This window comes from Asaia lannensis NBRC 102526 (genome assembly GCF_024054035.1).
In the GTDB taxonomy this organism is placed as follows: domain Bacteria; phylum Pseudomonadota; class Alphaproteobacteria; order Acetobacterales; family Acetobacteraceae; genus Asaia; species Asaia lannensis.
The window spans coordinates 1-12,673 of the sequence record NZ_JAMXQU010000015.1; the positions used below are offsets into that span (position 1 = coordinate 1).

16 protein-coding genes and 1 other RNA gene are annotated in these 12,673 nt (G+C 61.1%); 8 read left to right on the forward strand and 9 right to left on the reverse strand.

The window, feature by feature from the left end; all coding sequences use genetic code 11:
- Positions 1 to 48: 48 nt before the first annotated feature.
- The 5 genes from NF685_RS13780 to NF685_RS13800 all read right to left on the reverse strand — a co-directional run bounded on the left by NF685_RS13780 (position 49) and on the right by NF685_RS13800 (position 2,161).
- Complete coding sequence (locus tag NF685_RS13780; protein ID WP_222548419.1) at positions 49 to 864, reverse strand: TIGR00282 family metallophosphoesterase; 816 nt, start codon at positions 862 to 864, stop codon at positions 49 to 51.
- Positions 861 to 1,451: a 5-formyltetrahydrofolate cyclo-ligase gene (locus NF685_RS13785; RefSeq protein ID WP_252850075.1), complete on the reverse strand. Its 591-nt coding sequence runs from the start codon at positions 1,449 to 1,451 to the stop codon at positions 861 to 863. The genes NF685_RS13780 and NF685_RS13785 overlap by 4 nt, the downstream gene beginning before the upstream one ends.
- Positions 1,438 to 1,594, reverse strand: a non-coding RNA gene (gene ssrS, locus NF685_RS13790) — 6S RNA. Before ssrS ends, NF685_RS13785 begins: the two co-directional genes overlap by 14 nt.
- A gap of 10 nt (positions 1,595 to 1,604) precedes the next feature.
- Positions 1,605 to 1,946: a cell division protein ZapA gene (locus NF685_RS13795; protein WP_222548421.1), complete on the reverse strand. Its 342-nt coding sequence runs from the start codon at positions 1,944 to 1,946 to the stop codon at positions 1,605 to 1,607.
- Between the two features lie 2 nt (positions 1,947 to 1,948).
- A complete protein-coding gene (locus tag NF685_RS13800; protein WP_222548422.1) occupies positions 1,949 to 2,161 on the reverse strand; it encodes a hypothetical protein in 213 nt (70 codons plus the stop codon).
- 70 nt (positions 2,162 to 2,231) lie between these two features.
- Here NF685_RS13800 and NF685_RS13805 point away from each other — a divergent pair, with 70 nt between their 5' ends.
- Entirely contained in the window at positions 2,232 to 2,642 is a 411-nt protein-coding gene (locus NF685_RS13805; RefSeq protein ID WP_252850076.1) for a hypothetical protein, read from the forward strand.
- Between the two features lie 25 nt (positions 2,643 to 2,667).
- A complete protein-coding gene (locus tag NF685_RS13810) occupies positions 2,668 to 3,258 on the forward strand; it encodes a thiamine phosphate synthase (protein ID WP_222548424.1) in 591 nt (196 codons plus the stop codon).
- Here NF685_RS13810 and NF685_RS13815 read toward each other — a convergent pair.
- The 3 genes from NF685_RS13815 to epmA form a co-directional block, all read right to left on the reverse strand.
- On the reverse strand, positions 3,227 to 3,919 hold the full coding sequence (locus NF685_RS13815) for a fasciclin domain-containing protein (RefSeq protein ID WP_252850077.1): 693 nt from the start codon (positions 3,917 to 3,919) through the stop codon (positions 3,227 to 3,229). The genes NF685_RS13810 and NF685_RS13815 overlap by 32 nt on opposite strands.
- Positions 3,920 to 3,924: 5 nt before the next feature.
- On the reverse strand, positions 3,925 to 4,350 hold the full coding sequence (locus NF685_RS13820) for a hypothetical protein (RefSeq protein ID WP_373317842.1): 426 nt from the start codon (positions 4,348 to 4,350) through the stop codon (positions 3,925 to 3,927).
- Between the two features lie 113 nt (positions 4,351 to 4,463).
- Positions 4,464 to 5,447 (reverse strand): EF-P lysine aminoacylase EpmA, encoded by a 984-nt coding sequence (epmA, locus tag NF685_RS13825; RefSeq protein ID WP_252850078.1) that lies wholly within the window; start codon positions 5,445 to 5,447, stop codon positions 4,464 to 4,466.
- A gap of 52 nt (positions 5,448 to 5,499) precedes the next feature.
- Between epmA and NF685_RS13830 the strand changes: the two genes are divergently transcribed.
- Positions 5,500 to 6,645 carry a lysine-2,3-aminomutase-like protein gene (locus NF685_RS13830; protein WP_373317843.1) on the forward strand — a complete coding sequence of 382 codons (1,146 nt, stop codon included), beginning with the start codon at positions 5,500 to 5,502 and terminating at the stop codon, positions 6,643 to 6,645.
- Here NF685_RS13830 and NF685_RS13835 read toward each other — a convergent pair.
- Complete coding sequence (locus NF685_RS13835; RefSeq protein WP_252850080.1) at positions 6,634 to 7,581, reverse strand: DNA/RNA non-specific endonuclease; 948 nt, start codon at positions 7,579 to 7,581, stop codon at positions 6,634 to 6,636. The genes NF685_RS13830 and NF685_RS13835 overlap by 12 nt on opposite strands.
- 197 nt (positions 7,582 to 7,778) lie before the next feature.
- Between NF685_RS13835 and efp the strand changes: the two genes are divergently transcribed.
- The 5 genes from efp to NF685_RS13860 all read left to right on the forward strand — a co-directional run bounded on the left by efp (position 7,779) and on the right by NF685_RS13860 (position 12,616).
- Positions 7,779 to 8,345 carry an elongation factor P gene (gene efp, locus NF685_RS13840; RefSeq protein ID WP_252850081.1) on the forward strand — a complete coding sequence of 189 codons (567 nt, stop codon included), beginning with the start codon at positions 7,779 to 7,781 and terminating at the stop codon, positions 8,343 to 8,345.
- Positions 8,346 to 8,473: 128 nt separating this feature from the next.
- A complete protein-coding gene (locus NF685_RS13845; protein ID WP_252850082.1) occupies positions 8,474 to 9,304 on the forward strand; it encodes an inositol monophosphatase family protein in 831 nt (276 codons plus the stop codon).
- A 292-nt stretch (positions 9,305 to 9,596) separates the two neighbouring features.
- Positions 9,597 to 10,424, forward strand: coding sequence for an OmpA family protein (locus NF685_RS13850; protein WP_252850083.1), 828 nt, complete (start codon positions 9,597 to 9,599; stop codon positions 10,422 to 10,424).
- On the forward strand, positions 10,421 to 11,593 hold the full coding sequence (locus tag NF685_RS13855; protein ID WP_252850084.1) for a flagellar motor protein MotA: 1,173 nt from the start codon (positions 10,421 to 10,423) through the stop codon (positions 11,591 to 11,593). Before NF685_RS13850 ends, NF685_RS13855 begins: the two co-directional genes overlap by 4 nt.
- Before the next feature lie 15 nt (positions 11,594 to 11,608).
- Positions 11,609 to 12,616 carry a peptidoglycan -binding protein gene (locus NF685_RS13860; RefSeq protein ID WP_222548432.1) on the forward strand — a complete coding sequence of 336 codons (1,008 nt, stop codon included), beginning with the start codon at positions 11,609 to 11,611 and terminating at the stop codon, positions 12,614 to 12,616.
- The last annotated feature ends 57 nt before the right edge of the window (positions 12,617 to 12,673 follow it).

Consider the following 12,673-nt stretch of genomic DNA (forward strand, 5'->3'; position numbering starts at 1 on the left):
TCCAAACCAAAAAAGTCCAAAAAAAAGCAAAAATCCCAACCAACAATCTCAAACCACAGGAAACGACACACTCAAATGACCACCAGAGCGAACAGCGTCGATACGTGTCGCTAGACCCGTGCGGTCATCTGTCTCGACAAACACCCCGCACACCGTCGCATCGCCCTCAGCCGGTTGCAGACGCTCGCCGGGCAACTTGCGTACGAAACGGTAAAGCGAGGCCTCCTTGCCCATGCCGATCACGCTGTCATAGTCGCCGCACATCCCGGCATCGGTCTGATAGGCCGTCCCCTTCGAGAGAATACGGTAATCGGCCGTCGGCACATGCGTATGCGTGCCCACCACCAGCGACACCTTGCCATCCAGATAATGCCCGAAAGCCATTTTCTCGCTGCCGGTCTCTGCATGCAGGTCCACGATGATGGCGTGAGCCGTCATTCCCAGCTTGTGACGTGACAGAAGCTCGCTGACAGAACGGAACGGATCGTCGAGCGGGTCCATAAACAGACGTCCCATGACGTTGATCACCAGCACCTTGCGCCCGTTGGGAAGCACAATCACATAGGATCCCTGCCCGGGCGTACCCTGCGGAAAGTTCAGAGGGCGAATAATGCGCGGCTCCGAATTGATATCGCGCAGCAGCTCTTTCTTGTCCCAGGCGTGGTTGCCCAGCGTGATGACATCCACCCCCGCCTTGAACAGATCGGTCGCGATCGCCGATGACAGACCGAAACCGTGAGAGGCATTCTCACCGTTCACCACAACGACATCGAGTTTCAGAGTCTCACGCCACTCCGGCAGACGCGCCATGACAGCCTCACGCCCTGAACGTCCGACGATATCTCCAAGAAAAAGTAGTCTCACTCTGCTTTGCCTTCCCCGGCCTGTTTCCTGATGGTTTCTTTTTCGGTCACGATCCGCTCCAGCGCATGGTCGTGAATACCGGTCGGCACTTGCCCGACTTCCTGCCATGACAGCGCAAAGCCAAAGGCACGACAGCCAAGCTGCGCCAGGGTGCGGTCATAATATCCCCCCCCATAGCCCAGACGATTGAGCGTCCGATCGAATGCAAGCAACGGCACAAGCACCAGATCGGGCCTATCGCACACCCCATCGGGATGCGTCGTGCCGTATCTTCCGGCAATCATCGCCGCCTGCGGGGTCCATTGCCTGAAAACCAGAGCGTCGCCTTTGGGCGTCGTCTCCGGCAGAAATACCTCACGCCCTGCAACGTGCAGCGCATGACAGAGCGGACGCAGATCGGCTTCACCCGGCAAGGGCCAGACACAGCCTATTTTCAACGCCTGCGTCTCAGCCAGCACCTCGGCAGCAAGACGCTCGTTCAAGACGGATATGACAAGGGGGGAATCGGGATGATCGATACGGCGTTGCCGCATAACGCGACGCAGAGCCTGCTTTTGCCGGTCGATATCGATGTGTGGAACCACCATGGCCGTCGGTCTTTCAGCCCTCCCGGACCTGCTCACGCAGGTGGGCGCCAGATATCATGACCACGATCACGACAGAGCCAGCTCCCTAAGGAAGTGCTTATCGGCCCAGGGGTTGAGTTGCCTGACGTACCGGGCAGTTCCACCCGACACTAACTAGGCACTCTCCAGCTCGGCTGCAATGCCCTCAGCCCGTTCTGCGAGCAAATTAAGCTTCTGCTCGCGCGATTCGTTCTCGGCAATGAGGCGTTCGGCACGCTGGACCCGCTCACTGGTCGTGCTCGGCAGGATTTCCTTGGCAAGATCATGAAGTTCGTCCGCCATCAGGAGCGAGGCCATGACCAGTGTCCAGGCCTCTCCACCCTGCGTTCCCAGTCCGCGCACGCGCTCGATACGGCGCTCCACCTGACGGGCAAGGTCCTGCAGGTAACGTTCTTCGCCATCCTTGCAGCCGATCGTATAGGAGTAGCCATTCAGACGTAGGGTAACCTGAGCCATGGTTATAGGCCCTCCTCATCGTCGAGACCTGCAATCAGGTCACGCACGCGCAGGCGAAGCGCCTCTATGTTCGCTGCCAGAGGCTGCAGGTCGACAGGGTCCGGCTGTGTCGTCACCTTCGGATGATGAAGGGCATAGGCAATACGATCGAGAGCCTGCTCGATCCGCTCTTCGGGTCTGGTCGCCTCATTGGCAATCTCGATCTGATCCGTCAAAGCACCCTCATCATACGCGCCCGTTTTGCTGTGTTGCTAAGGAAGCCCTTATCCTGTCAGGAGGTCAAGCATGAAGCCGTCGTCCATACTCCCGCACAAGGCTGTCGCGCTATACGATAACTCTCTGATCGCCCACCTCCCGTCAGGAGAGGCGTTTTCACCCTATGCCCTTGTTCCGGCTCCCGGTCTCGGCAGGATCATGGGCGTGCCTTGGTGGCAAGCCCTCACCCTGGGGCTGAAGATGCCTGTTATTTTCGATGCCGACGATGCTCCCGCTCTGGCGGCATCTGCGCTGCGCGCTGGCGAAACATGGGTGATCTGCACGGCAACGGGCCCCTGCCTCGAAACCGTAAAGGACATGGCACGCCTTTGCGGCGGCCATATTTTGACAAGTCGCCCACAGGCGCTCACTCTTGGCAGACCGCCCTATAACGCTTACCGGATAGCCCAGCTTCACCAGTATCTTGCGCCCGACACCTGAGCGCCCCATCGGACGGATTCCCCTCATGCTGCCTTGCGAACTCTATCTGGTTACAATGCCGGATTTCGACCCCTCCCGTGAGTTGGCCGATCTGGCAAAGGTTCTGGAACGCTGGACACCGGCCGCCCTTCGCCTGAGCACAACCGATGAGAAGCGCGCAAGAAGCTGCGTCGAAGCCATTCGTGACACCGTTCAGGCCCACGGTACGGCGCTGATCCTGACCGACCTCCCCGCTTTGGCACGCGAACTCGGATGCGATGGCGTTCATCTTACCGGCAGCCCCACACAATGTCCGACAGCCCGCGAAGAGCTGGGGCGCGACCTGCAACTTGGCGTGTATTGTGGAACGAGCCGTGACGATGCGATGAGCGCTGGCGAACTGGGCGCCGATTACATCGCCATTGCGCCCAATGCACCCGATCTGGCTGCATGGTGGTCGCAGATGATGGAACTGCCCGTCATTGCCGAGGATATCGAAACCAGAGAACAGGCTCTGGCCATGTTCAAGGCCAATGTCGATTTTCTGGCAGTGCCGCTCAGCTTCGTCGATGCAGACGAAGCCGGAGCCAGACTGACGGCAATCGTCAGCCGCGCGGCGGAAGAATATCCTGGATGATGTAAAGCGTACCGTTGGACTGCGGCGCACCGTTCAGCCAGATCTTCGCAACATGTCCTGTCGTATTGGCAAGCACGAACTGTCCGGCCGAAGCATCCTGCTGCACGGTCAGCACATCGCCGCCAAGCGTCTTGAGCGCAATACGATCGGTCTTGAAATGCGCCATCGTTCTGGCGATCTTCCGGGGCGACCAGTTGCCACGGACGATCGTGTAGCTCAGCAACTGCTTCAGCGCCGGCGCATTGGCTGCATTCATCAAACCGCCAGGCACCTGTCTTGCATAGCGTTCGAACGGCTCATTCGGAATGGCGAAGACAGTGAACGGTCCGTTGCGGCCAAGCAGGGGGAAGATCCCCGCCTGTCTGAGCGCCTGACGGTAATCGGCCAGCTCAAGCGACGTCGTGATGTTCTCCAGCAGAGGGCGATCATTCATCGAAAATGTCGGCGGCTGGTCATAAGCGACCGGGCTCGACGTCTCCGTCTTGGTCGATTCATGATACATATGCTTGCTGCTGACGGCAGGCATCTGCACGGCCGTCAGGGAATTCGGACGTGGAAGCGGATCCTGTCGCGCACCGCTCTCGCAACCGGCCAGTGCAAGAGCGACAAACGCCCCACCGATCAGACGTTTTTTTATTATTCTTGTCGTAAACGGTACCATCAGGTTCAGCATCCATCTCCACGCATGGTCCAGCCGACCACACGACTATTGGTCAGCTCGAAAGTCGTCTGACAGGTCGTATTGTAATAGCTCGGCGGGAAACCGCCAAAACCACCACCCCAGCCGCCGTAACCGCCCCAGCCGCCACCCCAGCCACCGTAACCGCCATAACCACCCCAGGGGCCGCCGCCCCAGCCCCAGCCCCAGCCACCGCTGCCGGGGGAGTAGTTGGTTTCGTTATCGATATAGGCGAGGAAATCATGCCCACTGGCCTGATAGGTCCGTGTCGGCACGCCGAAGGTACGCAGCACGTCCACATCGGTCTTGCCGATCATTGAATCCAGCACCTTGCGCTGCTGGACAGTCGGCACGTCGCAGGCTGACAGGGTCAGCAAAGCGGCAAACGACAGAAAAACTGTTTTCTTCATCATCCTGATACCCTTTCCGAAGCTGAAGCCGCCTGCCGGATCAGTTCGAAGCTGGCGCCACTTTAGGTCATGAGAACGAGTTTGCCCCCAGAAAAGGTTCATGGCTATCCGAAGGTTTAAGAAAACCACATAATGTCACACAAGCGCGGCGCGCCGGTGGCCAGCATCACAAGACGGTCAAAACCCAGGGCAATGCCGCTGCAGGGCGGCAGATCCTTCAGATCGTGCAGAAATGCCTCATCGAGCGGCCAGTCCTGATCCGGAGACAGAGCCATCCGTCTCGCGCGGTCCTGCTCGAAACGTGACCGCTGTTCTTCAGGGTCGGTAAGTTCCTCGAAGGCGTTGGCCAGTTCAATTCCCGCAGCATAGAGCTCGAAACGCAGCGCGACGCGCGGGTCAAGCGGATCGCGACGCGAGAGGGCCGCCTGCGCGGCTGGCCAGTGCGTGAGAAACGTGGGGCGATCGCGGCCGATCCTCGGCTCCACGCGCTCCAGCAGAAGGCGGAAAAACAGATCCTCCCAGCTTTCCCCTGCGCGCAATACGGTTCCTGCCTCCCGGGCCAGCCTTTGCGCATCGTCGCCGATACCGAGAAGATCGACCCCGACATAACGCGCAAAAGCCTCCGCCATCGTCAGACGCTCGAAAGGAACATCCAGGCGCAACGTCGTATCCGCCAAAGCCAGCGTTGGGGGAAGAAGATGGCGCAGCAATGCCTCGGTCTCATCCATCAGGGAGTCCAGTCCCGCCCCCGGCCTGTACCATTCGAGCATTGTGAATTCCGGTGCATGAAGGGCGCTGCGCTCACCGTTGCGCCAGACACGCGCCAGCTGAAACACAGGCAAGCCGGTCGCCGCCACAATGCGCTTCATCGCAAATTCCGGGCTGGTATGCAGAAAGCGCGCCTCTCTCGTACCATCCGGATGCTCGAGTTCTGTGCGAAAGCAGCGCAGATGCACTTCCTCTCCCGGCACGGGCACCGCACAGGGCGTATCGACTTCAAGATAATCGCGGGCTTCGAAGAACGCGCGTACGCCACGCTGGAGCAGGGCACGACGCTGCAAAAGCGGCAGCCTGTCTGAAATTGCGTTTCGTCCTGCCATGATCTGCGCTCTCCGGTTGCGAAAACTGATGCGCCTGCAGTACAGCCCCCTGATGCCAGAAAAGGTCAATCCCCTCTCAGCGCCCAGCACCGGCAAGCCTGCTTGCGAAGGGGCACCTCCTGCCGAACGCCCCTCAGTCCTGCGTACCGTGTCGCAGCTGATCGACCGGGGTCTTGTCCCACCCGAGCAGCAGGAAGCGCTGGAAACCCTCGCCGGGCAATTCGCCACAGCCATTCCCACAGCCTTTCTCGATCTGATCGCCCACCCCGATGACCCGATCGGCAAACAGGTGGTGCCCAGCCCCGCCGAACTGCACACGGCCCCCTGGGAACTTCACGACCCGATCGGTGACGATGCCCTGTCTCCCGTACCGGGGATCGTTCATCGCTATGCCGATCGTGCCCTGCTCAAGCCACTGCTGGTCTGCCCGCTTTATTGCCGCTTCTGTTTCCGTCGCGAGCATGTTGGGCCCGATGGCGGTCTCCTCTCCGACGAGGCCCTGACCAGAGCTCTCGACTGGATCGCCGCTCACCCCGCCATAAGCGAGATCATCCTGACCGGTGGCGATCCCCTCATGCTCAGCCCAAGACGCATGAGCCATATCATCGCCTCGCTTTCTGCCATGCCCCATATACAGACCATACGCATCCACAGCCGCGTACCGGTCGCTGACCCTGCCCGGATCACGCCTGCTTTGCTGGATGCGCTGGAAACCGACCGCGCCTTGTGGGTCGTTCTGCATGCCAACCATGCCAGTGAGCTAACCGCGCACGCACGCAACGCCATACGGCAGATCCAGAGCCGCGCCATCCCCGTGCTCAGCCAGTCCGTGCTGCTGCGCGGCGTGAACGATACTGAAGAAGCCTTGGAGGCTCTTCTGCGTGCCTTCGTTACGGCGCGCATCAAACCCTATTACCTGCACCAGCTTGACCCCGCTCCCGGCACCGCACATTTTCACGTGCCAATCGATGAGGGGCGCGCGCTTCTCGCGAAACTGCGCGGTCGTGTGACCGGTCTCGCCTGGCCTACCTATGTTCTGGACATTCCGGGCGGCGCCGGGAAGGTCCCTCTGGGCCCCGATTATTACCGCCCCGATACCCATCCCGGTACCGTGCAGGATCCGGCAGGCACCCTGCATTCTCTGCACAACGCACCCTCACGGGACGTGCAACCGGACAGGGCGCCCTCAGAGGGGTGAAGATCCCGACAGCATTTCGTTCAGAAAATGCTTCAATACGCGCAGCGTCAGGCGACGCAGCTGCGGCGAGACATGATAGGGCTCAGCCTGCGGATCGGGCAGATGCGTCATGCTCTCACGCATCGCGGCGGGCAAGGCCGGAAAGGGATCGACCCCGGTGACCCTGATAAGGGTCGCTACTGGCACCTGGGTGCAGCTGGGCGACAGTGTATTCTTGCATACGTAAACCGAGACAGTCTGTCGGGAGGGCAGATAGACCGCCTTCCATGTCGATGTCGGCACAGGCAGACCGCTTGCACCGATACGCGCAGGCGAGGCCGTGCGATAGGCCGGCCCCGTCACCACATAAGCCTCGCCGTCCGACAGGGCCAGTTCGCGCACGCGCTTCTCGACCCCCGCCCATAAGCCGCGATTGAGGTCGGGCGTCTGCGGCACCATATTGGCCAGCGAAAATGTTTCCTGCTGCGAGGCCCGGCTCGGCGCATCGCCACTGGGCATCATATGCCCCCGGTCGAAACCCGATTTCTGATAATCGGCCAGATGCGCTCTTTCATCCTCGGGCTGGCGCGTTTCCTCATGAAACTTGCCCTGACGGAGCTGATGCTGTGCGTGACGGATTTCGTCGCGGGTCAGATGCTCTGCCACCCATACGGGCTCATGAGTCACGCCAGAGACCAGCACGGCGAAATCCGTATTACATAAAAACAGATTGTGCTGCATCGGGGCAGGCACGCTCAGCTCCGGTGGGCGTGCCTCGGGAAAATCCTGCGCGCACGCTATTACCGCCGTACCCTGCGACGATGCAGCCGGAGCAGATCCGTCGAAAACCGCTTGCGCAAATGCTGCCTGTGTGACCGATACAGGGCCGATAATCCCGCAGATGAGCCCAAGGCCAAAGGTAAGCAGGGCAGAAATACGGGTTACAGGTGCAGTCATGACTGCGCTCTAACCATCACTTGGCAAATGCACAACATGCAGCACGTCATGACAGGCTCGACGCCTGTCGCGTTCCTGCCCACCGTATCCAATGGCGCATCTTGCTTGCTCTTGCGCGCCCGCTTCGTTAGAAACCCGCCTTTCACGGCGGCACAGACCCGTCGTATCCACATCACGATTCCCGGGATCTTTCTTCCATGAAGCAGCAGGCAAACCTGATTCGCGCCGGACAGGTTATTGAGCATGACGGTCGTCGCTGGACGGTTCTCAAGCAGCAGATCATCACGCCGGGCAAGGGTGGTGCCTTCATCCAGGTCGAAATGCGCGACCTGAACACGGGCAACAAGACCAACGAACGCTGGCGCACCGCCGATACGGTCGAGCGCCTGATGACGGAAGACAAGGACTACACCTATTCCTACACGGATGGTGACAACATCGTCCTGATGGACCCGGAAACCTTCGAGCAGGTCATGCTGCACAAGGATATCTTCGGCGACCAGCTGCCCTTCCTGCAGGACAACATGGAACTGAACGTGAAGCTTGTCGAAAGCGACCCGGTCGGCGTGTCCCTGCCGCCGCACGTCACGCTCGAAATCACCGAAGCCGATCCGGTGGTGAAGGGCCAGACGGCCAGCTCGTCCTACAAGCCCGCCATGCTCTCCAATGGCGTCAAGACCATGGTGCCGCCCTTCATCGAAGCCGGCGAGCGCGTGGTTGTCCGCACGGATGACGCATCCTACGTCGAACGCGCCAAAGGCTGATCCCGCCGGACACAGGGGGTGTGCAAGGCGTACCCCCGCTCTTGCGACCGTTTCCTATCCGGGGTCGCAGCCTGTTATCTTGACCAGACTACCCTGCTCTTTCACAGTTTCTCATCAGGATTATTGCCATGCGCCTCTCGCCGCATATGACCGTCATGCAGAATGCTGCGCAAAAGGCAGCCAAACGCCTCCTTCGTGATTTTGCCGAAGTCGAGCAGCTTCAGGTCAGCATCAAGGGGCCGGGCGATTTCGTCTCGCAGGCCGATCTGCGTGCCGAGCAGACAATCCGTGATGAGCTTGCCCGCGCCCGTCCCGGCTACGCCTTCCTGATGGAAGAGAGCGGCACATCCGGCGGCGAGAACTGGACATGGCGCTGGATCGTCGATCCGCTCGACGGCACATCAAACTTCCTGCATGGCATTCCGCAATGGGCCATCTCGATTGCCCTGCAGCGCCGTCATCCCGATGGCTCGACCGAAATTGCCGCTGCCATGGTGTACAATCCCGCAGCCAATGAGATGTTCTGGGCCGAAAAGGGCGTCGGTGCGTTCCTCAACGAACGTCGCATCCGTGTTTCTGCCCGTCGTGATCTCTCCGAGTCGCTCATTGCCACCGGGATCCCCTTCGCCAAGACCCCTGCCGATCGTCGCCTGCCTTTCGGGCGCAGCCTCGCTGCCCTGATGCCGCATGTTGCAGGCTTCCGCCGCTTCGGTGCCGCGGCCCTCGATCTCGCCTGGGTCGCTGCCGGTCGCTATGAAGCTTTCTGGGAAATCGGCCTCAAGCCCTGGGATTGCGCAGCCGGTCTTCTGATCGTGCGTGAAGCCGGCGGTTACGTAACCGACCCGGAAGGGCAGGAAATCACCGATCTGGACAACGATGTCACGCTGGTGGCGGGCAACGCCAACCTGCACGGTCCGATCCGCACCATCGTGCTCGACGCCCTGACGCGCAAAGCCTGAACCAGGCGACTGGAACAGGACAAACCGGAACAGGACAATAAACCATCATCCGGCAGGGCCCCCCTATCGGATGGCGGGCGCCATGTCCTGACTAGCAGCTGGCTGGTCCTGTTCTCCCCTGACACGCCGATCCTGCCCGCTCTCCTGCCCCGCGAAGACAAGACGGCAGGAGAAAAGGCTGTAGCGGGATCGGACAGATCTCAAAAAAATCTGTCGCGCGAGGGAACCATAGCCAGTCCCACCTCATTCCCCATTGCTTGCGCAGGGGGAGCGCGATTAGGATCGCCCGGTCATGAATCGGCCGATCCTTCTCTCCCTCCTGTTCTCGGCCGGTTTTCCGGCTGTCCTGCTGACCTGTGCGCCTGTACTGGCGCAGGTCACCTCCAACGATGACGCGATCCCCGCCGCAAAGCCTGCGCCGCAAAAAGCCCCATCCAGGGCAGCCTCAGGCAAGGCAGGCAATACCGCTCATGGCGGATCGCACGAAACGTCGAAAAAACCGTCATCGGACAAAGTCGCGTCGCCGAAGCCGCAGGCCGCCGATGCCAGCCTCCCCGGCAAGAGCGCCCCTCCCGCTGCCCCTCGCCTACCTGCAGCTCAGCGTGTCGGTGCACCGCCAGATGTTCCTGCCCAGCCCCCTCGCCCCGTGGTCATTCCTCCCCCCGGCGTAACGGTCCCGACGCATCCTCCCGTCCCGCCGGAAGAGGTCAAGGCCGTCCCCGATGCCAAGGGCAAGGTCGAGAAACAGGCCCACGGCCTGCGCATTCTGTTCGACGCCAATAGCAGCAGCATGAATCAGGCCATGATCGATGCCGTGCGCGATGAAGCCAGAATTCTGGCAGCCAAGCCGACGCTGCGTGTCACGCTCTGGGCCTCGGCCAGCGGCACGAATGAAGATCTTTCCACACCGCGGCGCGTGGCCCTGGCCCGTGCCCTGGTCGTGCGCTCCATCCTGATCCGTGAAGGTGTAGCCACGACGCGTATCTACCCGCGTGCGACCGGCCTGGCCCAGCCCGGAACCGCGCCGGCAGACCGTCTCGACATCATTGCCGAGGGTGCCGTTCCGGCCCCGATTTCTGAAGCCCAGTTCGGAACCGCATCGAGGACCCCGACGCCATGACCCGCCCGACCCTTTACCTCCTGCGCATGGGGATCTTTCTGGTCCTTGTCGCTGCCGTGGCTGCCCTGCTCAGCAAGACGCTCTATGCCGCGTTCTTCGCCAATCCGGCGCTGGACGGGCTGATTCTGGGTGTACTCGTCATCGGCATCCTGTGGAATCTGCGCACGGTGCTGCGCCTGATGCCCGAGGTAAAATGGGTCGATCAACTCCGCGTCAACCGCACCGGTCTTGCACAGCCCGAGCCGCCCCGCCTGCTCGGCACGCTGGCGCGTAATCTGGCAGCCCGCACCTCGACGGGTCGCCTCAGCCTGTCGCATCAATCGGCCCAGGCCACGCTCGACAGTCTCTCGGGTCGACTGGACGAATCACGCGATATCTCACGCTACATGACCAGCCTGCTCATCTATCTGGGTCTGCTCGGTACGTTCTACGGCCTCCTCCTGACCGTCAGCTCCATCGTTGATGTCATTGGAAGCATGAATGTTGGCGATGGCAATCTCGATGCCATGTTCGGCCAGCTGAAAACCAATCTGGCTCAACCCTTGCGCGGCATGTCCACAGCCTTCTCGGGCTCGATGTTCGGTCTTGCCGGGGCGCTCATCCTGGGCTTCCTCGATCTCAACGCAGGTCAGGCCCAGAACCGTTTCTTCAATGAAGTCGAGGAATGGCTGGTCGGTATCACCAAGCAGGGCGGCACCCTGATCGAAGGGGGCGATGCCTCTGTCCCCGCCTATGTGCAGGCCCTGCTGGAGCAGACAGCCGAGAACCTCGAAACCCTGCAGAACGTCGTCTCGCGCAGCGAGGAGAGCCGCATGCAACAGCTTCAGGTCATGGACGGACTGCAGGAGCGCCTCAGGGCCATGACGGACCTGCTTCAGTCCAACCAGAAAATGATGAACCGCGTCGCTGAAGGGCAGGCCCTTCTAGGGCCGTTCCTCAAGCACGTGGGCGAGGCCGCAACACCCGGCACGGCAGCTTTCAACGACGCCAAGGACAGCCGCGAGCAGTTCAGCCGAATCGAGGGCCATATCGTGCGCCTGATCGACGAGCTTCACAGTGGCCGCGCCCAGATGGCGGGCGAAATACGCAACGATCTGCGCGTTCTTGCCCGCACCATTGCGGCTACAAGCCCCGGCGGTTCGACGGTCGTCCCCCCTTCGGCCCAATAAGGCGAGGCGGCTCTCATGGCACGACGCTCAAGACGCAGCTCCCACGGCGGAGAACTCAATGCCTGGCCGGGCTACGTGGATGCGCTCTCCACGCTGCTCATGGTCGTCACTTTCGTGTTGCTTGTCTTTGTGCTGGGCCAGCAGTTCCTGTCCGTCGCCCTTAGCAAGCGCACCCATTCGCTCGATGCCCTGCGCCAGCAGCTTGCTGCCCTGCAGCAGACACTGTCGATGACAGAGGCCAAGAACACGCAGCTCAACGCCATGGTGGCCAGCCTCACCACCGATCGCGACAGCGCCAAACGTCAGGCCGATGTCCTCACGCAGCAGCTTGCCACACTGAACGGCACGATTGCCGAAAAGGAACAGGCCCTCGCCGCAGCCGGTCAGGCGACGCAATCCGATCAGGCCACCATCGCCGAGCTCAAATCGCAGCTCGAACAGCTCAACCAGCAATTGCTCGCTATCGGCCAGGCGCTCGATATCGCGAAGAAAGATGTCACGGCGCGCGACCAGCAGATCACGGATCTGGGCAACAGGCTCAATGTGGCGCTGGCCGACAAGGTCAATCAGCTCAAGCGCTATCGCTCCGAATTTTTCGGCCGCCTTCAGGACATCCTGAAAAACCAGAAGGGCGTCGAGATCGTCGGCGACCGCTTCGTCTTCCAGAGCTCCATTCTCTTCCCGCAGGGCAGTGCCGATCTGACACCCCAGGGCGAGAAGGAAATCGCCGCGCTGGCGCATACCTTCAAGCAGGTCTCGAGCCAGATTCCGGCCGATATCCCCTGGATCCTGCGCGTGGATGGCCATGCCGACAAGCAGCCCATCCATACCGCCTTTCCAAGCAACTGGGAGCTGTCGAGCGCGCGCGCGATCACTGTGGTCAAGGTGCTCATTCGCGAAGGTGTGGACCCGCATCATCTCGCCGCTACCGGCTTTTCCGACTATCAGCCTCTCGATCAGGGCAATACGGCCGCGGCCTATACCCGCAACCGGCGCATCGAGTTTCGCCTGACGGATCGCTGAAGCGCAAAACCGGCCCCGGACAGGCAATGAAACGTCAGGGAGAAATCGTATGGCGGC